General features: G+C 42.4%; 22 protein-coding genes. All 22 read left to right on the top strand.

The window, feature by feature from the left end; all coding sequences use genetic code 11:
• The first annotated feature begins 48 nt into the window (after positions 1-48).
• The gene (locus G587_RS0118110; protein WP_026493391.1) at positions 49-1,236 is read left to right on the top strand and encodes a mechanosensitive ion channel; all 1,188 of its coding nucleotides are present in this window, start codon (positions 49-51) and stop codon (positions 1,234-1,236) included.
• A 375-nt stretch (positions 1,237-1,611) separates the two neighbouring features.
• Positions 1,612-1,986: an Asp23/Gls24 family envelope stress response protein gene (locus G587_RS0118120; protein ID WP_026493392.1), complete on the top strand. Its 375-nt coding sequence runs from the start codon at positions 1,612-1,614 to the stop codon at positions 1,984-1,986.
• A gap of 18 nt (positions 1,987-2,004) precedes the next feature.
• Positions 2,005-2,403: a transcription antitermination factor NusB gene (nusB, locus tag G587_RS0118125; RefSeq protein WP_026493393.1), complete on the top strand. Its 399-nt coding sequence runs from the start codon at positions 2,005-2,007 to the stop codon at positions 2,401-2,403.
• Positions 2,396-3,607 carry an exodeoxyribonuclease VII large subunit gene (gene xseA, locus G587_RS0118130; RefSeq protein ID WP_026493394.1) on the top strand — a complete coding sequence of 404 codons (1,212 nt, stop codon included), beginning with the start codon at positions 2,396-2,398 and terminating at the stop codon, positions 3,605-3,607. The genes nusB and xseA overlap by 8 nt, the downstream gene beginning before the upstream one ends.
• Positions 3,608-3,660: 53 nt before the next feature.
• A complete protein-coding gene (gene xseB, locus G587_RS0118135) occupies positions 3,661-3,885 on the top strand; it encodes an exodeoxyribonuclease VII small subunit (RefSeq protein ID WP_026493395.1) in 225 nt (74 codons plus the stop codon).
• A complete protein-coding gene (locus tag G587_RS0118140) occupies positions 3,885-4,805 on the top strand; it encodes a polyprenyl synthetase family protein (RefSeq protein ID WP_026493396.1) in 921 nt (306 codons plus the stop codon). Before xseB ends, G587_RS0118140 begins: the two co-directional genes overlap by 1 nt.
• A 68-nt stretch (positions 4,806-4,873) precedes the next feature.
• Positions 4,874-6,742, top strand: a complete 1,869-nt coding sequence (dxs, locus tag G587_RS0118145) for a 1-deoxy-D-xylulose-5-phosphate synthase (RefSeq protein ID WP_026493397.1) — start codon at positions 4,874-4,876, stop codon at positions 6,740-6,742.
• A complete protein-coding gene (locus G587_RS23500) occupies positions 6,735-7,625 on the top strand; it encodes a TlyA family RNA methyltransferase (RefSeq protein ID WP_035787265.1) in 891 nt (296 codons plus the stop codon). The genes dxs and G587_RS23500 overlap by 8 nt, the downstream gene beginning before the upstream one ends.
• A 5-nt stretch (positions 7,626-7,630) precedes the next feature.
• A complete protein-coding gene (locus G587_RS0118155; protein WP_026493398.1) occupies positions 7,631-8,482 on the top strand; it encodes an NAD(+)/NADH kinase in 852 nt (283 codons plus the stop codon).
• Entirely contained in the window at positions 8,479-8,925 is a 447-nt protein-coding gene (gene argR, locus G587_RS0118160) for an arginine repressor (RefSeq protein ID WP_026493399.1), read from the top strand. The genes G587_RS0118155 and argR overlap by 4 nt, the downstream gene beginning before the upstream one ends.
• Positions 8,926-9,004: 79 nt before the next feature.
• A complete protein-coding gene (gene recN / locus G587_RS0118165) occupies positions 9,005-10,714 on the top strand; it encodes a DNA repair protein RecN (RefSeq protein WP_026493400.1) in 1,710 nt (569 codons plus the stop codon).
• 43 nt (positions 10,715-10,757) lie between these two features.
• Entirely contained in the window at positions 10,758-11,384 is a 627-nt protein-coding gene (locus tag G587_RS0118170; protein ID WP_026493401.1) for a DUF1836 domain-containing protein, read from the top strand.
• 82 nt (positions 11,385-11,466) lie between these two features.
• Positions 11,467-13,920, top strand: coding sequence for an ATP-dependent helicase (locus G587_RS0118175; protein ID WP_026493402.1), 2,454 nt, complete (start codon positions 11,467-11,469; stop codon positions 13,918-13,920).
• 88 nt (positions 13,921-14,008) lie between these two features.
• Positions 14,009-14,275, top strand: coding sequence for a hypothetical protein (locus G587_RS0118180; protein ID WP_026493403.1), 267 nt, complete (start codon positions 14,009-14,011; stop codon positions 14,273-14,275).
• Positions 14,272-15,681, top strand: coding sequence for a 23S rRNA (uracil(1939)-C(5))-methyltransferase RlmD (gene rlmD / locus G587_RS0118185; protein ID WP_026493404.1), 1,410 nt, complete (start codon positions 14,272-14,274; stop codon positions 15,679-15,681). The genes G587_RS0118180 and rlmD overlap by 4 nt, the downstream gene beginning before the upstream one ends.
• 610 nt (positions 15,682-16,291) lie before the next feature.
• Entirely contained in the window at positions 16,292-17,095 is an 804-nt protein-coding gene (locus tag G587_RS0118190; protein WP_026493405.1) for a hypothetical protein, read from the top strand.
• A 128-nt stretch (positions 17,096-17,223) separates the two neighbouring features.
• On the top strand, positions 17,224-18,018 hold the full coding sequence (locus tag G587_RS0118195) for an SDR family oxidoreductase (protein WP_035787267.1): 795 nt from the start codon (positions 17,224-17,226) through the stop codon (positions 18,016-18,018).
• Between the two features lie 3 nt (positions 18,019-18,021).
• Positions 18,022-18,195 carry a hypothetical protein gene (locus G587_RS25665; protein WP_155829615.1) on the top strand — a complete coding sequence of 58 codons (174 nt, stop codon included), beginning with the start codon at positions 18,022-18,024 and terminating at the stop codon, positions 18,193-18,195.
• A gap of 52 nt (positions 18,196-18,247) precedes the next feature.
• Positions 18,248-19,255 (top strand): aminoglycoside phosphotransferase family protein, encoded by a 1,008-nt coding sequence (locus G587_RS0118205; RefSeq protein ID WP_026493407.1) that lies wholly within the window; start codon positions 18,248-18,250, stop codon positions 19,253-19,255.
• 447 nt (positions 19,256-19,702) lie between these two features.
• A complete protein-coding gene (locus G587_RS0118215) occupies positions 19,703-20,650 on the top strand; it encodes a TAXI family TRAP transporter solute-binding subunit (protein ID WP_207637484.1) in 948 nt (315 codons plus the stop codon).
• The gene (locus tag G587_RS0118220) at positions 20,651-21,745 is read left to right on the top strand and encodes a GNAT family N-acetyltransferase (RefSeq protein WP_026493409.1); all 1,095 of its coding nucleotides are present in this window, start codon (positions 20,651-20,653) and stop codon (positions 21,743-21,745) included.
• 55 nt (positions 21,746-21,800) lie between these two features.
• Complete coding sequence (locus G587_RS0118225; RefSeq protein WP_196812618.1) at positions 21,801-22,742, top strand: phosphatidylglycerol lysyltransferase domain-containing protein; 942 nt, start codon at positions 21,801-21,803, stop codon at positions 22,740-22,742.
• The last annotated feature ends 26 nt before the right edge of the window (positions 22,743-22,768 follow it).

Consider the following 22,768-nt stretch of genomic DNA (forward strand, 5'->3'; position numbering starts at 1 on the left):
TCCGGTGATAGAATGTATTTAGTTTTGTGAAAACAAGGAGGAAATGGTATGTTAAATTTTACAAACTTCATGACCGGATTATTGGGGGGATTTGGAAAGGTGGTAGTAGCTCTGCTCATTTTACTTGTAGCTTACATCGCTGCTTCTATCGCTAAATCACTTATCATCAAGCTTCTTACACACACTAAGCTTGGCTTTATCGTGTCAAGAGCAGACGGTCCGAGACCCGGAGTAACAATTACTTACATCAGTAAGCTGGTTTACTTCCTGGTATTTATGCTTTTCATCCCGGCTATTTTTGGGGCGCTGGGAATTGACAGCATCTCTGGTCCTATCATGGGACTCTTAAACACAGTTTGGGGATATGTTCCCAGCATCATTGCCGCAGTAATCGTTATCTTTGTCGGCAACATCATCGCAACAACAGTTCGTGCACTTCTTGCACCTCTCTTTGCAAGACTCAGACTTGATGAGCTTCAGGCAAAGGCTGGTATGGAAGTTAAGGACAATGCTAAGCTTTCATACACACTTGCTTACATCGTGTATGTTCTTATCATGATCCCTGTATTCATCGTTGCACTTAATGTACTTAAGATTGATGCAATCACAGCTCCTGCTGTAAACATGCTTTCAGTTGTTATCGAGTACATTCCTCGTATCGTTATCGGCTGCCTTGTAGTATTTGTTGGTTACCTTATCGGCAGATTCGCAGGTCAGATCGTAACACAGCTCCTTGCTTCAACAGGCGTTGATAAGAAGCTCACAGATATTACAGAGGGTAAGACAGAGAAGTTCGTTCTTTCAAAGGTTACAGGCACAGTAGTACAGGTTGTTATCAACATCATCTTCATTGCACAGGGCTTCGCTGTAGTAGACCTTAAGGTTCTTACAGACATCGGCGCTGCAATCATCGGCTACATGCCTAAGGTTCTTGCTGCTGTTATCGTTCTTACACTTACATACTTTGCTGCAATCCTTGCAGAGAAGGCACTTAAGAAGAACGGTATGGATGGTTACGCACTTGTTTCTAAGACAGTTGTATTCGTAATCGGAATCATCATGGTTCTTAATCAGCTTGGTATCGCTACAACAATCGTTAATTCTGCATTCATCATCATTATTGCAGGTCTTGCTGTAGCATTTGCGATCTCCTTCGGTATCGGCGGTAAAGCATTCGCTTCCAAGCAGCTCGACAAGCTCGACAAGTACATCGACGAGAATAAGAAGAATAAGTAATAATACGGCTTCTTGTTAGTCCATACTTAAATGCGCGTTTACGTCTGCGCAGTGATTTTTAAAATTTCAAAAACCGGAAATGCTTCCCTTCGACGTTGCTCAAAGCGGTCAGCATTTCCGGTTTTTTTAATTTAAAAATCATCTTGCTCGTCCGAGAACTGCGCATTTAATCATGGACCATCAATCAGCCTTACGTTGCTCATCCTTCTTATTACTCTCGCCGATGCACTTGCCTCGCCTCCCCAGCTGCTCCGCCACACCCATCCACGCTTGATTCAAGGAGCCCCCCACGTCAATAAGGTTCAAAAAAGTTGCCCATTGTGGTGGTTTCTTGTATAATTATAAGGATTTCAGTATGAAAGGAACGTGATTATTATGGAAAAGGAAGTACAGAATAATACACTTATTAAGTCTAAGGGAATCGCATCAGTTAAGATTGCTGATGATGTGGTTTCCAAGATTGCAGCTCTTGCAGCACTTGAGGTTGAGGGCGTAAGTGCAATGGCTGGTAATTATACAAGCGAAAATATAGAGAAGGCAAGCCCTAAGAACATTCAGAAGAGCTCAAGAATTTTCGTAAATGAGGGCAGAGTTCGTGTGGATATGTCCATACTTATGAACTATAGCTACAATATACCTGCTACAAGTAAGCTCGTACAGGATAGAGTAAAGAGCTCTATCGAGAGCATGACAGGACTTGACGTTACAGATGTCAATGTTCGTATTGCAGGAATCACAATGCCAGAATAATAAAGTACAGAGGATATTATGAAACGATCAGAATTAAGAGAACAGGTATTTCAGCTTCTTTTCCGTGTTGAGTTCAATACCAAGGAAGAGATGAGAGAGCAGGAGGACCTGTTCATAGAGACAAATGATATAGAGATGAGCGAGTCAGACGTTAACTTCGTTAAGACTCGCTATGAGAGCATAGCAGATAAGCTCCCTGAGATAGACAAGCTTATAAATGAGGTTACTACCGGCTGGGATACAGGTCGTATCGGCAAGGTAGAGCTTGCTATTTTGAGACTTGCTGTCTATGAGATTAAATTTGATGATTCTATTCCTACCGGAGTGGCAATTAACGAGGCGGTTGAACTGTCTAAGAAATTTGGTCAGGACGGAGCATCCTCCTTTGTAAACGGAGTGCTGGCTAAGTTTGCGTAACGTATATACAGTTGAGCAGATTAATTCTTATATAAAAAATATGTTCAGGCAGGATTTTCTTCTTTCATCTCTTACGGTGAAGGGAGAAATCAGTAACTGCAAATATCATTCCTCCGGTCACATCTACTTTACGCTTAAGGATGCGTCCGGAGCGATTTCTTGTGTGATGTTCCGAGGTCACGCTGCAACAGGACTTAAGTTCAAAATGCAGGAGGGACAGCAGGTTCAGGTCACAGGATCGGTTGATATATATGAACGTGATGGTAAGTACCAGCTTTATGCTACAAAAATTGAGTTAGACGGAGCAGGTGCTTTATTTGAGCGTTTTGAAAAGCTTAAAAAAGAACTGGCCGAACGTGGAATGTTCGCACAGGAATACAAGCAGGAGATTCCCAAGCATATAAAGACACTGGGAGTTGTAACTGCTCCTACAGGAGCAGCTGTAAGGGATATAATCAATATCTCCACCAGAAGGAATCCCTATGTGCAGATATATCTGTACCCTGCAATAGTTCAGGGAGATCAGGCGAAGGACAGCATAGTTCGCGGAATTTCCACTCTGACGGATATGAATGTGGACGTTATCATTGTAGGACGAGGCGGTGGTTCCATAGAGGACCTCTGGGCCTTCAATGAAGAGGAGGTTGCCGAGGCGATTTTTAACTGTCCCATCCCGATAATATCTGCGGTGGGTCATGAGACGGACTGGACCATAGCGGATTTTGTGGCAGACCTTAGAGCGCCCACACCATCAGCGGCGGCAGAGCTTGCGGTTTATGAGATAGGCCTTTTGCTCCAGGATATAGACGCATACGCTGATATCCTTTACAGGCGCATGAATGAGAAAATCGAAAGACTCCGCGACAAGGCAGCAAGTGATAAGAGACTTTTAGAGCACCTGTCACCTGCAGCTAAGATCAGAGATCAGAGAATGAGAGCGGCTCAGAGCGCAGAGAGACTCGAGAGACTGATCACGGATATCATAAGAGAAAAGAGGCATCTTTTGGATGTGGACATTGAGAGACTTAAAGCCTTAAGTCCACTTGATAAGCTCCAGTCGGGATTTTCATACGTATCTGATGAAAAGGGAAAGAATATCAGGAGCATCAAGGCTGTGAGCGCAGGCGATAAGCTTGAGATCAATGTGAGTGACGGTGTTATCGGTGCTGAAGTTGTAGAGGTGAAAAAGCGAAGTTATAAATAATAAGCTTTCTCCCTTTGGGAGAAGGTGGCACGAAGTGCCGGATGAGGGTCAATATGGCTAAAAAGAGCGAAGAAAAAGAACTTACGATAGAAGAGGCGTTTAGTGCCGTTGATGAGAAAATAAAAGAACTTGAAAAAAGCGATGTTTCCCTTGAGGATTCCTTCAAGCTTTTCAAGGAAGGAATGGATCTTTTAAAGCATTGCAATGATTCGATTGACAAGGTAGAGAAAAAGGTTCAGAAGGTCATGGCTGACGGACAGACGGAGGATTTTGAGTGATGTCGGAATTTGTGAAATTACTTGACGAGAAGGCTGGAGAAGCAGAAGAGATCATTAGGAAATATCTTCCTGCTGAGGAAGGATACCAGAAGAAGGTTATCGAGGCCATGAATTACAGCGTTATGGCCGGCGGAAAGAGAATAAGACCTGTGCTTATGATGGAGATGTACAGACTCCTTGGTGGCAAGGATTTACAGGTTGTTGAGCCCTTTATGGCAGCTATTGAGATGATACATACCTATTCTCTTGTTCATGATGATCTGCCTGCCATGGATAATGACGAGTACAGAAGAGGCAGGAAAACAACCCATGTTGTTTACGGCGCAGGAATGGCTACTCTTGCAGGCGACGGACTTCTGAATTACGCATACGAGACAGCGCTCAAGGTATTTTACTGTAAGGCTGATCTTACACCCTTCGACGGAGACATCAGCGACAGAAGAGCCAAGGCCCTTGAGATACTCACAAGGAAGGCCGGAATCTACGGCATGGTTGGCGGTCAGTGCGCGGACATAGAGGCAGAGGGCAAGGCAGAGGCTACTTCTGAGGAACTGATTTTTATCCATGAAAATAAGACAGCTGCCATGCTTGAGAGCAGCATGATGATAGGCGCAATACTTGCAGGAGCCGATAATAAGACTCTTAATGATATAGAGCAGGCAGCGAGGAAGATAGGCGTTGCATTCCAGATTCAGGACGACGTCCTTGATATCACAGGAGATGAGGCTGAGCTTGGAAAGCCCATCGGATCCGATGAGAAAAATGAGAAGACGACCTATGTCACACTGCACGGACTTGAGGAATCGAAGGCAGAGGTTGAGAAGCTTTCAAATGAGGCAGTAGATATCCTGTCAAAATATGAAGGCAGCGGGGAATTCATTGTACCGCTTGTTACCTGGATGATTTCCAGAAACAAGTGATAGCTTAAAAAATACTATAAAGTCTTCTTGTTGAAGAAGACGGCACATTGTGCCGGATGAGGGTGAATATGTTACTGGACAACATAAATAAACCAAATGACATAAAGAAAATACCGAATGCTAAGCTCCCGGAATTAGCTCAGGAGATAAGAAATTTTCTTATAGAAAAGATAAGTGTTTCAGGCGGACATCTTGCATCAAATCTGGGTGCAGTTGAGCTGACCATGGCGCTTCATCTTGAGCTTGATTTGCCTAAGGACAAGATAATATGGGACGTTGGACATCAGTCCTATACCCACAAGGTGCTTACAGGTCGTAAGGCCGGTTTTGATACACTTAGGAAATTTGGCGGAATGAGCGGATTCCCCAAGAGATCAGAGTCTCCATGTGACTGTTTTGATACAGGACACAGCTCTACCAGTTTGTCTGCAGGACTTGGAATGGTAAGAGCAAGACAGCTTGCCGATGAAAAGTACACCATCGTATCCGTAATCGGTGACGGCTCACTTACAGGCGGACTTGCATACGAAGCCCTCAATAACGCGGCTAAGCTTGATACGAATTTCATCATGGTTCTTAACGACAATGAGATGTCTATTTCTGAGAACGTAGGCGGAATGGCAAAGTACCTCAACGTGGTTAGAACAAATGAGGGATACCTTAATTTAAGGGATGATATCTACAATTCACTTAAGAATTCAAGTCCCAAGATGGTAAAGGGAATCAGACGAGCTAAGAACAGCTTTAAGCAGCTCTTTGTGCCCGGAATGGTTTTTGAAAATCTTGGAATAACATATCTTGGTCCCATAGACGGACATAATATCTCAGCTTTAAGAGCGGCTATCCGCGAAGCCAAGAAGGTTCGTAAGGCCGTTATGATACATGTGGTTACCAAAAAGGGTAAGGGCTTTGAGCCTGCTGAGAGGCACCCTGCCAGATTCCACGGAACAGAGCCGTTCCTTATTGAAAACGGAATCCCGAGGAACCCCAGAACCACAGCTAATTATCAGGATATTTTCAGCACAGTTATGTGTAAGATCGGTGAGAGAGAGCCCAAGGCGGTTGCTATTACAGCGGCTATGGCTGATGGTACCGGTCTTAAGAGATTCAGGAATATGTATCCTGACAGATTCTTTGATGCAGGTATAGCAGAGGAGCACGCAGTTACCTTTGCGGCAGGACTTGCTGTTGGCGGCTTCCATCCGATATTTGCGGTTTACAGCTCATTTTTACAGAGAGCCTATGACCAGGTACTTGAGGATGTCTGCCTTCAGAATCTGCCGGTTACCTTTGCAATTGACAGAGCCGGACTTGTAGGAAGCGACGGAGAGACCCACCAGGGAATATTCGATCTGTCATACCTTTCAAGCATGCCTAATATGCACATCATGGCACCCAAGAATAAGTGGGAGCTTTCAGATATGATGAAGTTTGCAATCCAGTTCGAGGGACCTACGGCTATCCGTTATCCAAGGGGAAACGCTTACGATGGACTTCAGGAGTTCAGAGCGCCCATAGAGATGGGCAAGGCAGAGCCTATTTACAAGGAGAGAGATATCGTTCTTTTCGCTGTTGGCAGCATGGTTAAGACAGCGGAGAAGGTAAGAGATATTCTCATTGAAAAGGGCTATAACTGCTCACTCACAAATGCCAGATTTGTTAAGCCTATCGATGGTGACTACATCAGAGAGGCAGCTAAGAAGCACAAGCTCATCGTAACCATGGAAGAGAATGTGGTTTCAGGCGGATTCGGAGATCAGGTCAGAAGATTCATATGTGATGAGGAGATTGATATCGTGCAGCTTTGCATCGCTCTTCCAGATGAATTCGTAACCCACGGCTCCTGCGACCAGCTCTACAAGGAACTGGGTGTTGACGCCGAGTCTGTTGCTAAAAAGGTAATTAGAAAATACGAGGAAATAACTACAAATGGCTAAGGAAAGACTGGATGTTATTCTTGTTTCCAGAGGACTTGCTACCTCCCGTGAAAAGGCAAAGGCTGTCATTATGGCAGGCGATGTTTTTGTAAACGGACAGAGAGAGGACAAGCCCGGAACATCCTTCGATGAATCAAAAATTACATCACTTGAAGTCAAGGGAGATCAGCTCCCCTATGTCAGCAGAGGAGGTCTTAAGCTTGAAAAGGCGATGAAGAGCTTTGAGCTGACACTGGACGGCTTCGTGTGTATGGATATAGGAGCATCCACCGGTGGTTTTACGGACTGCATGCTCCAGAACGGTGCTTCCAAGGTGTACTCCGTTGATGTAGGTCACGGACAGCTTGCATGGAAGCTCAGGTCAGATGAGAGGGTTGTCTGCATGGAAAAGACAAACTTCAGATATCTGACAAGGGACGACATAGATGATGATCTTGATTTTGCATCTGTGGATGTGTCCTTTATATCACTCACTAAAATTCTTATTCCCGCAAGAAAGCTCTTAAAGGACGGCGGCGAGATGGTATGTCTCATAAAGCCCCAGTTTGAAGCAGGAAGGGAAAAAGTTGGAAAGAAGGGTGTGGTAAGAGAGCCCGAAACTCATGAAGAGGTTATCCGCAAGGTAATCGATTTTGCTGACATAATCGGCTTTAATGTTTTGAATCTTGATTTTTCACCGGTGAGGGGACCGGAAGGAAATATTGAATATCTGCTCTATATCCATAAGGATGAGAGCAGGAATGCAGAGGTCAGTGAGATAAATGAAGGCACAGGTCTTCACATGCTTGCAGACGTTAAGGAGGCAGGGAATGGAAAATCCTCTGACCCGGATATGCAGAAGCTAATTGAGGAGACGGTAAAAAGAGCGCACGGGGAGCTGTAAAAACTATGAAACGGTTTTTCATAATCACGAATAAGAGTAAGGATCCTGATATGAAGGAAACTGACAGGATCCGCAACTACCTTGAGTCACACGGGGCCATCTGTGAGGTGGCAGAGATAGAGAGGGTTTGTGCCGGGAATGGTCCTGAGTACAAATGTGAAGTACCTGATTCCTCCGAGTGTTGCATAGTTCTCGGCGGAGACGGAACGATGCTTCAGGCAGCGAGAAATGTTCTTGAGCAGAATATTCCGCTCATCGGAGTTAACCTCGGAACCCTGGGCTATATGACCGAGGTTGAGCTGTCAGAAGCAGAGAGTGCCATGGACAAGCTCCTTAACGATGATTATGAGATTGAAGACCGCATGATGCTTCAGGGGATTCTTTGTCAGGGCGAAGAAAAGGGTAAGAAGAACTTCGCACTTAATGACATCGTTATTGCAAGATGCTCATCACTGCAAGCCTACAATTTTAATGTATATGTAAATGACCAGCCGCTTACTTCCTATAAGGCGGACGGAGTAATTCTTTCCTCGCCTACAGGATCAACGGCTTACAACATGTCTGCCGGGGGACCGATTGTGGATCCCAAGGCACAGATATTACTTTTGACACCTATATGTTCACACACCGCTAATTCCAGGACCATCGTATTATCTGAAAATGATAAGGTTACGATCGAGATCGGAGTCGGAAGAGCAGACAGCGTTCAGAGGTTGGAAGCCTCCTTCGATGGCGGAAAGCGCTTTATTATGCAGAGCGGAGACAGGATTGATATATCCCGCGCTGAACAGGTAACCAGGATACTGAAGCTAAGTAGCGAGAGCTTTTTAAATATTTTGAGGAAAAAACTTGTATGAAGAAAAAACGACAGAGCAAGCTTATAGAGATTATCCAAAATAATGTCATTGAAACTCAGGAGCAGATAGCGGATATGCTCAATGCTGAAGGGTTCAAGGTGACACAGGCGACTGTTTCAAGAGATATCAGGGAGCTTCGCCTCACTAAAAGAGCCACGCCTGACGGAAGGCATAAATATGTCTATCTTCAGGACAACGCCTCAATGAATGATAAGTACGCCGATGTTCTTAGAGCCGGCTTTATCAGTATGGACAGTGCACAGAACATTCTTGTTATCCGCACGGTTTCGGGAATGGCCATGGCTGTAGCTGCAGCCCTGGATGCACTTGAATTTGAAAGTATAGTTGGATGTATTGCAGGTGATGACACCATCATGGCAGCAATACGTACAACTGCCGATGTACAGAAGGTTATGAATGAACTGAATGAGATCATCGGATAATTATCGGTAATCATTCTTCTTTTGAAGAATTTACACTCCCTAAGTATGCCCGAAGAAGCACGAAGGGAAAGAGGTAAATATGTTATATAGTCTACATGTGAAGAATCTTGCTCTTATAAATGAGCAGGAGGTTGAATTCAGAAATGGTCTCAACATCATGAGTGGTGAGACTGGAGCAGGTAAATCAGTCATAATCGGAAGCGTGAATCTGGCGCTGGGTGAAAAGGCCAACAGTGCCATGATTCGAACAGGCGCAGAATATGCGCTTATTGAGCTGACCTTTGGAATTACCAATGAAGCTCAGCTTAAGAGCTTAAAGGAACTGGACATCCCTGTAGATGAGGATGGAACCCTGATACTCCAGAGAAAGATCATGGAGGGCAGAAGCGTTTGCAAGGCCAATGGAGAAAATGTAAGCGCAAGGCAGCTACGAGATCTTTCCAATATTCTGATAAACATCCATGGTCAGAACGACCATCAGGAGCTTTTGCATAAAAAGAAGCACCTGGAGATCCTTGATGATTTTGCAGGCGAGGAGCTTACAAAGCTCAAGGAAAAATGCGCAGTCTCATATAAGAGCTGGAGGGAAGTCCTTGGCAGCCTTGAGGAGACAAACCTCGATGAGAGGGAGCGCGAGAGACAAAAGGATCTTGCAAGCTTTGAATTTAATGAGATAAACGAAGCGGATCCAAGACCCGGTGAGGATGATGAGCTCGAGACAAAATACAAGAGAATGGTCAACTCCCGGAAAATTGCCGAGGCAGCAGGTATAGCTGCAGAGGTTACAGGAGCAGGAGATTCAAATGACAGTGCTGCTGATGCCATAGGCAGAGCAGTGAGAGAGCTTTCTTCCGTAAGCAGCTATGATGATAAGGCTGCGGAGCTGTTGGAACAGCTATCTGATATCGATAATTTATTATCGGATTTTAGACATGCGATTTCATCCTATATCGACGAGCTGGAATTTGATCCAGAAGATTATCAGATCACAGAGGACAGACTTAACGTCATCAATCACTTAAAGGATAAGTACGGCGGAAGCATCGAAGCAGTCTTAGAATACAGAGACGAGAAGGAGAAAGAGCTTGAAAAGTTAGAGGACCTTGGTGCCTATAGAGAAAAGCTCATTGCTGATGAAAAGAGACTACATGAGGAGACTCTCGCAATCTGCAAAAAGATTTCTGATTTAAGAAAAAAGAATGCAGACGTGTTATCAGGCCTTTTAAAGAAGGCTCTTGAGGACCTGAACTTCATCGATGTGAGATTCGAGATAGAAGTAAGACCTGATGAGGAAAAGATGGCAGCAGGCGGTTTTGATGATGTGGAATTCATGATATCCACAAACCCCGGAGAGAAGATAAGACCTCTCGACCAGGTGGCAAGCGGTGGTGAGCTTTCCAGAATAATGCTTGCAATCAAGACAGTTGTTGCTGAAAAGGATGACATCGACACACTCATTTTTGATGAGATAGATGCGGGAATCAGCGGACAGACCGCATGGAAGGTTTCAGAGAAGTTAGGACTCCTTGCAAGAGGACACCAGATAATCTGTATCACACATCTTCCTCAGATTGCAGCTATGGCTGATAATCATTATGAGATCGCAAAGGGAACTCAGGACGAGGACGGTCATGAGAGAACTGTGACTCAGATACACAGACTCAGCGATGACAACAGAGTATCTGAGCTTGCAAGAATGCTCGGTGGTGCCCAGATTACAGATTCTACGCTGGAGAATGCAAGAGAAATGATGCATCAGGCAGATGAGGTTAAAAAGAGCATAGCCTGATCGCAGCAAATAAAGTATAGAAGATTTTAACTGGAGATATATAATGACACTGGATTATGATGATCTTTTAAATAGCATAATGGCGAGCCTTGACAGGACCAAGCAGGTGGAGGTCAATGATATACCCAATATTGATCTTTACATGGATCAGCTTCTGACCTTCATGGAGGAGAACCTTCGCAAGTCAGCAAGACATCCCGGCGTTGATAAGATCCTTACCAAGACCATGATCAACAATTATGCCAAGAATGATCTACTGCCGCCGCCTATAAAGAAGAAGTATTCGAAGGATCACATAATCCTTTTGATTTATATTTATTATTACAAAAACATCCTGTCCTTCAGCGATATTCAGACTCTTTTTGAGCCACTGTACAAGCGCTTTGGCAATGATGATGCTGAGATCAATTTAAAGGACATCTACACTACAATTTATGATGCACAGGATGAGATAATAGCTCATCTTAAAGAGGATATTAAGGAAAAATACGGAAGAGCTCAGGAGTCATTCCCCGAAGCGAAGGGTGAGGACAAGGATGAGCTTCAGATGTTAACCTTTATCTCCATGCTTTCTTATGATGTTTTCATTAAGATGCTTCTTATTGAAAATATTATAGACCATATCCAGGAGGAGCGCGGAGATACAAATAAAAAGAAGAAGAAAAAATGAGAAAATAGAAGCCTTCTCCCTATGGGAGAAGGTGGCGCAAAGCGCCGGATGAGGGAAATATTAGAAAGGCAACAGATTTTTAATGAGTATATACGATACCCTGAATAGTGAACAGAAGAAAGCGGTTCTGCAGACAGATGGCCCGGTGCTGATACTTGCAGGTGCAGGTTCGGGAAAGACCAGAGTGCTGACACACAGAATCGCTTATTTAATTGACGAATGCGGAGTTAATCCCTGGAACATTCTCGCCATCACCTTCACTAACAAGGCAGCAGGCGAGATGAGAGAGCGTGTCGATAAGATAGTGGGCTTTGGCTCAGAGAGTATATGGGTTGCGACTTTTCATTCAACCTGTGTGAGAATTTTAAGACGCTATGCGGACAAGCTCGGATATGACAACAACTTCACCATCTATGATTCAGATGATTCAAAGTCCGTTTTAAAGGACATCTGTAAAAGATATCAGCTTGAGACAATGCAGCTTAAGCTTCGTGGAATCCAGACCGCGATATCCCATGCAAAGGACAACTGCGTGGATGCCAATGAGTACGCGCTCACATCAGGCTCTGATTTCAGAAAGCAGAAGATAGCCAAGGCTTACATCGAGTATGAGAATACTTTGAAGAAAAATAACGCCATGGACTTTGATGATCTGCTTTTAAACACGGTGAAGCTTTTCCAGAAGGAACCTGAGATATTAAAACAATATCAGGAGAGATTCCGCTATATCATGGTGGATGAGTATCAGGATACCAACAATGTACAGTTTGAATTCATAAGACTTCTCGCTGACAGATATAAGAACCTCTGCGTGGTCGGTGATGATGACCAGAGTATCTACAGATTCCGAGGTGCCAATATCAGAAATATTCTTGATTTTGAAAAGGTGTACCCGGATGCTACAGTCATTAAGCTGGAGCAGAACTACAGATCAACTCAGAGCATCCTTGATGCTGCAAACGCAGTAATCAAGAACAATTACGGACGAAAAGACAAGGCACTCTGGACCGATGAGGGCAAGGGCGAGCTTGTAAAATTAAAGCAGGTTACCCAGGCACCGGAGGAAGCTGAATATATCGCATCTGATATCTGTAAGCTCAAGAAAACCGGCAAGGCAGATTATAAGGACATCGCTGTTCTTTACAGAACCAATGCCCAGTCACGACTTATAGAAGAGCGATTCGTCTATGAGGGCATTCCCTATGACCTTGTGGGCGGCGTTAACTTCTATGGAAGACGCGAGATAAAGGAACTTCTTGCATACCTTAAGACAGTTGATTCAGGGGCAGATGATCTTGCTGCAAGACGAATAATAAATGTTCCAAAGCGAGGCATCGGAGCTACCAGCATTTCACATGTTCAGGAATATGCTGATACCCATAACTTAAGCTTCTTAAAGGCATGCGCAGAGGCTGATCTGATTCCCGGACTTAATAAACCGGCACAGTCTAAGATCAAGGCCTTTGCTGAGATGATACGAGTTTTCAGAGCCTTCTCAAAGGAGTCCAGACTTGATCAGCTCCTGCAGCACATCATAAGGGAGATAGGATTTATAGATTATCTCTATACCCTTGATGAGGGCGATACCACTGAGGATAACGAGCGTCAGCAGAACGTGGACGAACTTATTTCAAAGATGGCAGCCTATGAGGAGAAGGAGGATGAGCCTACACTTACAGGCTTCCTTGAAGAGGTTGCTCTCGTGGCTGATATCGATAATGTATCTGATGATGATGACAAGGTTCTTCTTATGACACTCCATAGTGCCAAGGGACTTGAGTTTGATCATGTATATCTTGCAGGTATGGAGGAGAATGTATTCCCCAGCTACATGACTCTCATGAACGAGGACAGCGATCCCGAGGGACTTGAGGAGGAACGCAGACTTGCTTATGTTGGTATAACAAGAGCAAAGAAGCACCTCACTCTGACCTGTGCAAAGTGCAGAATGAACCGCGGTCAGATCGAGTACAATCGCATGAGCAGATTTGTATCAGAGATTCCCGATAACCTTCTTGAAAAGGTCGGATTTGCGGAGAGTACATATCTCTTTGATGGAGGAGAATCCATCGATGATGATGACGACATCGATCTTGATACCGGCCGAATTTTCAAAAAGAAGATGGACTTCTCAAAGCCCGCCTATGGCATGAATTCTCAGAGTTCACCGCTTAAGAGAAGTGCCTATGCCGGAACAACTGCAGCAGTTCAGCCCTCTTACGGAAGACCTGTTGCAAAGCCAGCACCTCCTAAGAAAAGAGCGGTTCCAAAGGACAAGCCCTTTATTGCAGGCGCTGCAAGCGCTCACAGCAAGGCTTCTCTTGGAAAGCCCGGACTTGCGGGATTATCAAAGGGAGCACCTGCTTCAGCAACACTTGAATACGGTGTGGGCGACAGAGTAGCACATGTGAAATTCGGTGTGGGCACAGTTCTTGATATCGTAAAAGAGCCAAGAGATTATAAGGTTACCATCAACTTTGATGAGTATGGACAGAAGATAATGTTCGCTGCTTTTGCGAAGCTTAAAAAAGTATAAACTCTGCTAAATCGATAGAAAGAATATGATTTATTGGATATAATTATAGTAGTTGTTTGACAATTAACATCTTGGAAAGGGGTATGAAATGGAAAAAAACAGAATTGAAGATCTTCTTGAAATGACAAGGATTAATGAACTTCTGGAGAAAAAGGAAGCAGCTAATGCTAAGAAGCCTGCAAACATTATCTTATGGTGCCTTGCAGTATTTGGTGCAATCGCAGCGGTTGCTACTATCGCCTTTTTAGTTTTCAATTACATGATGCCCGAGTACGAGGATGATTTTGATTATGATGATGACGATTTCGACGACTTTGATGACGACGATTTCGTTGACCTGGATTTGGAGAAATGAAGAAAAAAGATATCGTAACGGGAAGAATTGTTCGTGTTGAATTTCCGAACAAAGGCATAATGGAGACACCTGAGGGAAAGGTAATCGTCAAGAATACCCTCCCCGGCCAGAAGGTGTCATGCGTGATTATTAAAAACAGAAATGGCAGAGCAGAAGGCAGGCTCCTCGAGGTTCTCGAAGAGCCTATTGATGCTATAGAAAGCCCCTGTATTCACTTTGGTAAATGCGGAGGCTGTACTTATCTTACAATGCCTTACGTCAAGGAGCTTGGCCTTAAGGAGCAGCAGGTAAGAAGAATTCTTAATCCTATTCTGGAAAAGCAGACACAGAGCTATACCTGGGAAGGAATCAAGACCAGCCCGGTTAAGTTTGCATACAGAAATAAAATGGAATTTACATTCGGAGATGAGGAGATCGGTGGTCCCCTCACTCTTGGCATGCACAAAAGAAACAGCATGCATGACATCGTTAGCGTTACAGGCTGCAGAATTGTTGATGACGACTACAGCCAGATTCTTAGTGCTACAACGTCATATTTTGGAAAGCTTTATAAAGAAGGAAAAATCAGCTTCTATCACAGAATGAAGCAGGAGGGATATCTTAGACACCTTCTCGTGAGAAAGGCTGTCAAGACAGGCGATATCCTTATAGATCTGATAACAACAACTCAGGAGGATCACGACCTTTCAGAGTACAAGGATATGCTTCTTACACTTGAACTCTCAGGACATATCGTAGGTATCCTCCACACTATTAATGATGCTAAGGCAGACGCAGTAATTGATGAAGGAACAACTATCCTTTACGGACAGGACTATTTCTTCGAAGAGCTTCTGGGACTGAAATTCAGGATTACTCCTTTTTCATTCTTCCAGACTAACTCCCTTAGTGCGGAGGTGCTTTACGGAACAGTAAGAGAGTACATCGACGGACTCTATGACAACACCACAGAGGATCCCGGTGATAAGATTATCTACGATCTCTACTGCGGAACAGGAACCATCGCTCAGATAATCGCACCCATCGCCAACAAGGTTATCGGTGTCGAGATCGTCGAGGAAGCTGTTGCTGCCGCTAAGGAAAACGCCGCCCGCAATCATCTTCTTGACTGCGAGTTCATCGCCGGCGACGTACTTAAGGTCCTTGACGACATCGAGGATAAGCCTAACCTCATCATCCTCGATCCTCCCCGTGAAGGCATCAACCCCAAGGCACTTAAGAAAATCATCGACTACGGTGTTAAGCACATGATCTACGTCAGCTGCAAACCCACCTCTCTTGCGAGAGATCTGGAGATTCTCGCCGAGGGCGGATATTACGTACAGAGAGCTGTCGCAGTGGATCAGTTCCCTTGGACGAATCATGTTGAGACGGTAGCTCTCTTGACGAAGGCGACTGAAAAGTAAGCCTGAGTGTCGTGACGATTGGTTGACTTTTTTAGAGAGTATATTATAATTCATTTCTGAGATTATTCTAGTTATCGCGGCTGGTACATCCAGCCGCGTATCTATTCCACACAATGGCTGGCGGCTGTTGTGGTCGGATATTCCGCATAATTGCAATATATGCCATTATGATCGGATGACTTCCAAGATTTTTAGACAAATTTTGTTTAGAGACTGTTGGAATTTGATGTTTTAGGCTTTTCAGCAGGCTGAAATCTTTGGTATTACCTGTTGGAATTGTAGATTTTGGGATTTCAACAGTGACAAAACGTAGCTGTTACCTGTTGGAATTGCTATTATACTTGATTTCAACAGTGATAAAATGCAGTCTTTTCCTGCTGGAATTGTGAACTTGAGAATTCCAACAGGTGAGAATAATCCAATTTACCTGTTGAGAATAGTATTGTTACGGATAACAACAGGTAGAAAGTAATAAAATAGTCTGTTGGATATTAGGATTTATAGATAACAACAGGTCAAGGCGGGGAAAATAGTCTGTTGAAATCATGAAAAATAAATATACAACAGGTAGCAGTAAATATAAAGAGATACAAAAAGGAAAATAAAAGAAATGCAAGGTTTAAAAGAATTACTAACATTAGAAGAACAGAGATTAAAGAAAATCAAAGAGACTGTAGATGGCAGGCTTATCGATGTTCCGGATGGTACTCTTAGAGTGACATCATCCAAGAAAAAAGTTCAATATATACAGTGTGTAGAAGATATAAATGAAGCTGGATACAAACTTAGTTATATCAAGAAAGAAGACATGGCACTTGTCTATGCTCTCGCACAGAAGTCTTATGATCAGAAAATCAAAAAACTGGTAGACAGGCGCATTAAACATATCGAGAAAATTTCAAGGGAATACGAAGATAATGAGATTGAAGAGATTTACAACAACCTTCATCCTGCCAGGAAAACACTTATAAAGCCAGTAGAAATTCCATGGGAGCAAAAACTTGCAGATTGGAAGAATAAACCATATACAGGAAAAGAATTTGCTCCAGGTATTCCTGAAATATATACAAAGAAAGGTGAAAGAGTTCGATCTAAATCAGAAAAAATCCTTGCTGATACCTTCTTTGATATGGGAATTGAATACAAGTACGAGTGCCCTCTGAAACTAAAGAACTTTGGAGTAGTATATCCGGATTTCACATTCCTTAGAAAAAGAGATTGTAAAGAAATATACTGGGAGCATGATGGAAGAATGGATGATCCGGAATATGCAGAGAAAGCTGTCAGGAAGATTAATTCATATATTGCAAACGGTATATTTCCGGGAGATAAATTGATAATTTCTTATGAAACTTCTGGTGTGGTGTTGAACGATAGGGTAATAAAAATGCTAATAAAAAAATACATAACATAATTCTTAGTGATGGATTATAGTTTTATTTGTATGAGTTATACTATAATCACATGTTAATCAAAATCTAGGATGAATAATATATATCTTGTCAGTTTATTTGTGACATCAATTGTTTAGGGAGTATAAATATGATACTTGTAACAGGTGCATCGGGATTTGTGGGCCATAAGATTATGGAAATGTGTAGCGATGTTATTGCGGCACCGTCCCTGCGAGGAATGTCCGAAGATGATATTAAGCATTTGGTATGTGAAAGTGGTGCTGATGCGATAATACATACTGCGGCAATTTCGGATATGGGTGTATGCGAGAAGGATCCAGAGGCTTCTTATCATGCAAATGTAGAAATCCCTATTTATTTGGCTAAAGCATCTGGAGGCAAAAAGCTAATATGTTTCAGTTCTGATCAGGTATATAACGGACTTGAGGATGAAGGACCATATATTGAGGAAAATGTAAAACCCGCTAATACTTATGCCCGTCATAAATTGGAGATGGAGCAGAGAGTTCTTGATATATGTCCTGATTCAGTTATGCTTCGCGCAGAGTGGATGTACGACTATTATCTGGAAAAGCCAAATTATTTCATGAATCTGATTAGGGCCAATGAGGCGGTTTCGTTTAGCTCAAAGCAGTTCAGAGGCATAACCTATGTTAAAGAAGTGGCTGAAAATATGGAAAAGGTAATCGGACTTCCCGGCGGTGCTTATAATTTTGGAAGTGAAACCACAAAGTCAATGTACGAGATTACCAGAGAGTTTTTAGACGCTATGAAACTTAACATAAGACTTAAAGATGCACCTGTAAGGCATAATCTTTGGATGGACTGCAGTAAGGCAAAAAAATTCGGATTAGAGTTTTCAGATGTTCTAGAGGGGCTACTTCGCTGTGCAAAAGATAATGAAAATAGATTGAGGAAGTAATCTGTGCAGAACCTGCCGAAATCAGTGATATTTTATGGTATCAAATATATCAGGTTAGATACAGGTCTGAATGAAAAGGTGGTTCGGAAAATCTATCTGAAGGCAGGATTTAAAATAGTTGATATTATCGACTATGATAATGGGAATTCAATGGCGCTATATGAGATGGAAGTTTAAGGATGCATGATAACTGTGACGGTGATAATTTCTTTTAGGATACTGAAGAAAAATGAAAAAGGATCAGGGTATGGAAAATATTAATGCACTGATAGAACAATGCGGTTTGGGGACAATTGAAGGACAGATTCTCACTGTGTCCGGAGGACTTATGCATAAGATGTATAAAGTTCAGACAACAACCGGAACATACGCAGTGAAAAGCCTGAATCATGAAATAATGAGTAGGCCTGAAGCGATGAAGAATTATGCTGAAGCAGAAAGGCTTGAGAAAATATTGGAGGATAATGGAATTCCTGTTGTAGCAGCATTATCTTTTGATGGAAAAAAGATGGTTTCTGTTGATGGAAGGTATTATTATATCTTTCCATGGCAGGAAGGGAAAATCACAGATTTTAATGAGATTTTAACTGAACAGAGCTACAAAGCCGGTGAGATACTTGGAAAGATTCACTCAATAGATGCGCAGAATATTTCTCAGGAAGAACCTGCATTAAGTGAGGTTGATTTTGCAGCATTACTTGAAAGTGCTAAGGAAAAAGATAGCGTAATTGCACCTCTCCTTGAAGCAAATATGCAGCTTCTTGAAAACGCGCAAAACAAGTTAAATGAAGCTCGGAAAAATCTTCCTGCAATGAGAGCAATAAGTAATGATGATATGGATCCCAAGAATATTATGTGGCATGAAGGAAATGTCTATGTGATTGATCTTGAGTGTCTTGGTTACAGCAATCCTATATCATCATGTCTTGATCTTGCGCTCCAGTGGGCAGGAACTGTAAACGGCAAATTCAGTAAAGACAATCTGGAGGCTTTTTTCAAGGGGTATCTTAATGCTTATGACAATGGATTCAGATCGTATGATAAATTATTTGGAATAGCATATACCTGGATAGAGTGGCTTGAATACAATATCAGGCGTGCACTGGGAGTAGTGAGCAATGATGCTGAAGAGATAAGGCTTGGAGAAGCAGAAACAGAGAATACGATAAACAGGATAAAATACCTTGCTTCAATTGAAAATGATATTTGTATGGTATTAAAAAGCCTTCCGGCATGAGAATACGGCTGTTCTCATGGATGAAATCCTCGAGAAGTTCAATACTAAGGCAGATAATCTGAACGACATTATGGATAGAATGGCAGATTCAACAGCAGCACACAGAGATTTGAAACCCTTTATATAAATCAACAAACCAAAATACTGTATATATTAGGACCGGCTTTAAGCTAACGAAAATCTTAGCATAAAGTGTCAGGTCCTTTTATGTTGTCTTTTTCGGTGTTGTGGGGGAACTGTTCTGGAAAAAATATTATCTATTTTTAATCCCAAATTTATAAATCTATAACTTGTGTATGTGAAAATAGAGTATGGGATAACTTAATAATGTGTAGCTATGTCTATTATTAGAAGGTCCCAAAGTCATCAGGAAAGGCTATTTGAAAGAACATGATAACTTTATTCGATTTTTCAAGAATACATAAAGTGATTAAGAGACTTTCGGCTGTGTTTATTATTTTTGCAATGATAATCACACAGACCGGATGCGACAATATTATAAGCGGAAAAAAGAGGGAAATGGTATTGACCACAGGAGGAACCTCCGGAACCTATTTTTCACTTGGCGATGCCATGGCCAATATTCTGAATACAAAGCTCTCCAACAGCACACTTGCAATATACTCAACAGGTGGCTCCGGTGAGAATATTAAGATGCTTTCTAATAGAAGCACTGATCTTGCAATAGTTCAGAATGATGTAATGTATTATGCCTACACAGGAACGGATCTTTACTCTGATTCGGAGATGTATACCGGCTTTTCAGCTATTGCCGGGATTTATGATGAGAATGTCCAGATAGTTACCTGCAAGGATGATATTTCTTCGGTGGAGGATCTCAAAGGTAAAAAGGTTTCCGTGGGAGATTCAGGATCCGGAGTAGAGTTTAACGCAAGGCAGATCCTTAGTGCATATGATATGAGTTTTGACGATATTCATGTTGTCAATTCTTCATTCGGTGACAGCGTTGATAAACTCGTTGATGGAACAATTGATGCAGCTTTTATCGTGGCAGGAACTCCCACAAAAGCTGTAACGGATTTATCGGAAAAAAAGACTATTCGTCTGATTGGCATTGATGCTGAACATGTAAGTATTCTCCAGGAAAACTATAGCTTTTATACCAGTTCGGTTATTCCGGCTGGAACTTATCAGGGACTGGAGGAAAGTACCGACACGGTTTCTGTAAGGGCGGTGCTGGTGGCTTCAAACCATCTGGAAAAGGAAAGAGTATACGAACTTTTAAAACTTCTTTTTGAGGAAAAGGAACGTATTTCTGCCGGAGAAGGAAACTTTTCAACGTTTGAATTAAATGAAGCTGTTAAGGGAATTAGCATTCCCTTCCATAAAGGAGCAAAGAAGTATTACAAGGAAAATGGTGTGGAGGGATTTTGAGTGCTTAAGAGGATACTGAAAAGCGGAACATGTGCGAAGTGCAGAATTTGCTGTAAATATGACGACGATGATGTCTGGGATGCTCCAGGATTTACTGAAGAAGAATATAAAGAAAACAAGGTTAAGACAGAAGCAGCATTTATTCAAAGAGACGATGGGCTTTATTATCTGCAAATGGAAAAAGACAGCGAGGGTATTTATACCTGCCCATGCCTGGGTGAAAACGGATGCATTCTGGGGAATAGCAGACCTTTCCGATGTGGTCTTTGGCCTATGTACCTTATAAACACAGAACATGGTCTGGGGTTTGCCCTATCTCCGGTATGCCCTGAGGTATGGAAGCTTGGAAGTGAAGAGATTTTTGAATCTGTTCGTGGCAAGCTTTTGCTTATCAATAAAATAGGCCATGATTGCCCTACTCTTATTGAAGACTGGTCTCCGGAATACCGGATGATAGCGATTCCGGATGAAAAAGGTAATTATCATTATCTTCCGGATGAGGAGGGGCTTGATCCCCATCTGCATTTCAGAGAGCTGTCTGATGAGGAGGTTCAGGATCTCCATGAAAATGTGCTGAAAAAAGATTTTCCTGAGGATGAGTTAAAAAAGCTCGACATTATTATTAAGCTTAAGCATAAAGGAGCGTATATTACGCTTGCAGTTTATGACAGAGGAGTCTTTGTTGGTTATGCGTTTTTCTCCACGGATTCTTCGAATAAAGGACTTTGTATCCTTGATTATTTTGCTGTTATGCCAGAGCTTCGCGGAAAAGGGTATGGAACAAGAATCCTTTCTTTAATTACTTCGCATTTTTCCGACAAGACTAATCTTATGTGCGAGGTGGAGGATCCTTTTGCTACGGATGACCCTGAGACGAAGCAATTTAGAGAGAAACGGATGAATTTTTATATTTCAAACGGATGGCATGATACAGGTCTTTCTGTATTTATGTATGGTGTGGATTATCGCATTATAGGATCCCCTGTGGGGACCTTTAAAAATCCAGAGGATGTATTGGGTGAATATCGGAAGATATATGTTGATATGGTGGGAGAAGAGGAGCTTTCAGTTAATATGAAGATTAATAATTTTTAACGAATTAACTTGAATAAGTTAGTTTGCGGTATGGAGTTATAAGTGGTTTATGTATTTGGATAAGTTGAAACACCTGCCGGAAGCAGAGGAGGAGAGACTTCTTTCCCTTGGCTATTTACCGGTTACTGTAAATGATAAACAGAAGCTTAATCCTTATTATGACAAAATGAATGATGACTGGTCATCACCTATGAGTTTTATGGCACTCATAGCCTGGGGAAAGGTACTTTCCTTTTATTACAGAGAGATCGATGATTATCTTTCTCTGATGGGCTGGGATTCATCGGACGGCAGAATGACTATGCTACCGCTTATTGGGCATTATGATGAAGAATCATTAAAAGAGGCCTTTAATGAAGTAAGAGAAGACCATGGTAAGCTTGGCTACAATCTTAATATCACGGATATGCGCGAGTGGATGCAGCCCTATTATGAACATATTCCGGGTACAGAATGGGAAAAGAAAATAAATGATTCCTTTTTTGACTATGTTTATGATAGCAGTAGCTTTGATGCTTTTAGTGGTAAATCTGGGCAGAATCTTAGATATTTTCTGAAGAATTACGATTACAGTGTGGATGAGGTGACTCCCGCGGATCTTAACACGCTCACTGACTTTGTCAGGGTTAACTGGTGCGCGCATAAGGACTGCGCTTATTGTAATTACGGATGCTCGATAAACTGCCTTGAAGAGATAGTTCCCTTCCTTCCTGAGCTTAATGGCTATGGAATCATTGTAAGGATAGACGGGGAAATGGCAGGCTTTTGCATAGGCTCAAGACACGGGAATAAATCAATAATTCATTTCCAGACAACAACCGGAAACTATAAGGGGCTTGGGGTGTTTATGTATTCAGAATGCAGGAAGCGCTTTCTTTCCGGAGTTGATAAGATCAGTCTGGGAGAGGATATGGGTATTTCAGGAATCAGAACCTTCAAGCAAAGACTCGCTGTCCATCAATGGATACCGAGATTTGAATATGATCTTAAAAACTAAAGACTACTTTTAGAAATGAGAACGGC

Origin of the sequence: Butyrivibrio sp. XPD2002 (assembly GCF_000423945.1) — a bacterium.
GTDB lineage: Bacteria > Bacillota > Clostridia > Lachnospirales > Lachnospiraceae > Butyrivibrio.

What these genes read in the sequence shown, in the direction of transcription:
- G587_RS0118110 (WP_026493391.1), top strand. Translation starts at nt 49, where the DNA reads ATGTTAAATTTTACAAACTTCATGACCGGATTATTGGGGGGATTTGGA.
- G587_RS0118120 (WP_026493392.1), top strand. Translation starts at nt 1,612, where the DNA reads ATGGAAAAGGAAGTACAGAATAATACACTTATTAAGTCTAAGGGAATC.
- nusB (WP_026493393.1), top strand. Translation starts at nt 2,005, where the DNA reads ATGAAACGATCAGAATTAAGAGAACAGGTATTTCAGCTTCTTTTCCGT.
- xseB (WP_026493395.1), top strand. Translation starts at nt 3,661, where the DNA reads ATGGCTAAAAAGAGCGAAGAAAAAGAACTTACGATAGAAGAGGCGTTT.
- G587_RS0118140 (WP_026493396.1), top strand. Translation starts at nt 3,885, where the DNA reads ATGTCGGAATTTGTGAAATTACTTGACGAGAAGGCTGGAGAAGCAGAA.
- dxs (WP_026493397.1), top strand. Translation starts at nt 4,874, where the DNA reads ATGTTACTGGACAACATAAATAAACCAAATGACATAAAGAAAATACCG.
- G587_RS23500 (WP_035787265.1), top strand. Translation starts at nt 6,735, where the DNA reads ATGGCTAAGGAAAGACTGGATGTTATTCTTGTTTCCAGAGGACTTGCT.
- G587_RS0118155 (WP_026493398.1), top strand. Translation starts at nt 7,631, where the DNA reads ATGAAACGGTTTTTCATAATCACGAATAAGAGTAAGGATCCTGATATG.
- argR (WP_026493399.1), top strand. Translation starts at nt 8,479, where the DNA reads ATGAAGAAAAAACGACAGAGCAAGCTTATAGAGATTATCCAAAATAAT.
- recN (WP_026493400.1), top strand. Translation starts at nt 9,005, where the DNA reads ATGTTATATAGTCTACATGTGAAGAATCTTGCTCTTATAAATGAGCAG.
- G587_RS0118170 (WP_026493401.1), top strand. Translation starts at nt 10,758, where the DNA reads ATGACACTGGATTATGATGATCTTTTAAATAGCATAATGGCGAGCCTT.
- G587_RS0118175 (WP_026493402.1), top strand. Translation starts at nt 11,467, where the DNA reads ATGAGTATATACGATACCCTGAATAGTGAACAGAAGAAAGCGGTTCTG.
- G587_RS0118180 (WP_026493403.1), top strand. Translation starts at nt 14,009, where the DNA reads ATGGAAAAAAACAGAATTGAAGATCTTCTTGAAATGACAAGGATTAAT.
- rlmD (WP_026493404.1), top strand. Translation starts at nt 14,272, where the DNA reads ATGAAGAAAAAAGATATCGTAACGGGAAGAATTGTTCGTGTTGAATTT.
- G587_RS0118190 (WP_026493405.1), top strand. Translation starts at nt 16,292, where the DNA reads ATGCAAGGTTTAAAAGAATTACTAACATTAGAAGAACAGAGATTAAAG.
- G587_RS0118195 (WP_035787267.1), top strand. Translation starts at nt 17,224, where the DNA reads ATGATACTTGTAACAGGTGCATCGGGATTTGTGGGCCATAAGATTATG.
- G587_RS0118205 (WP_026493407.1), top strand. Translation starts at nt 18,248, where the DNA reads ATGAAAAAGGATCAGGGTATGGAAAATATTAATGCACTGATAGAACAA.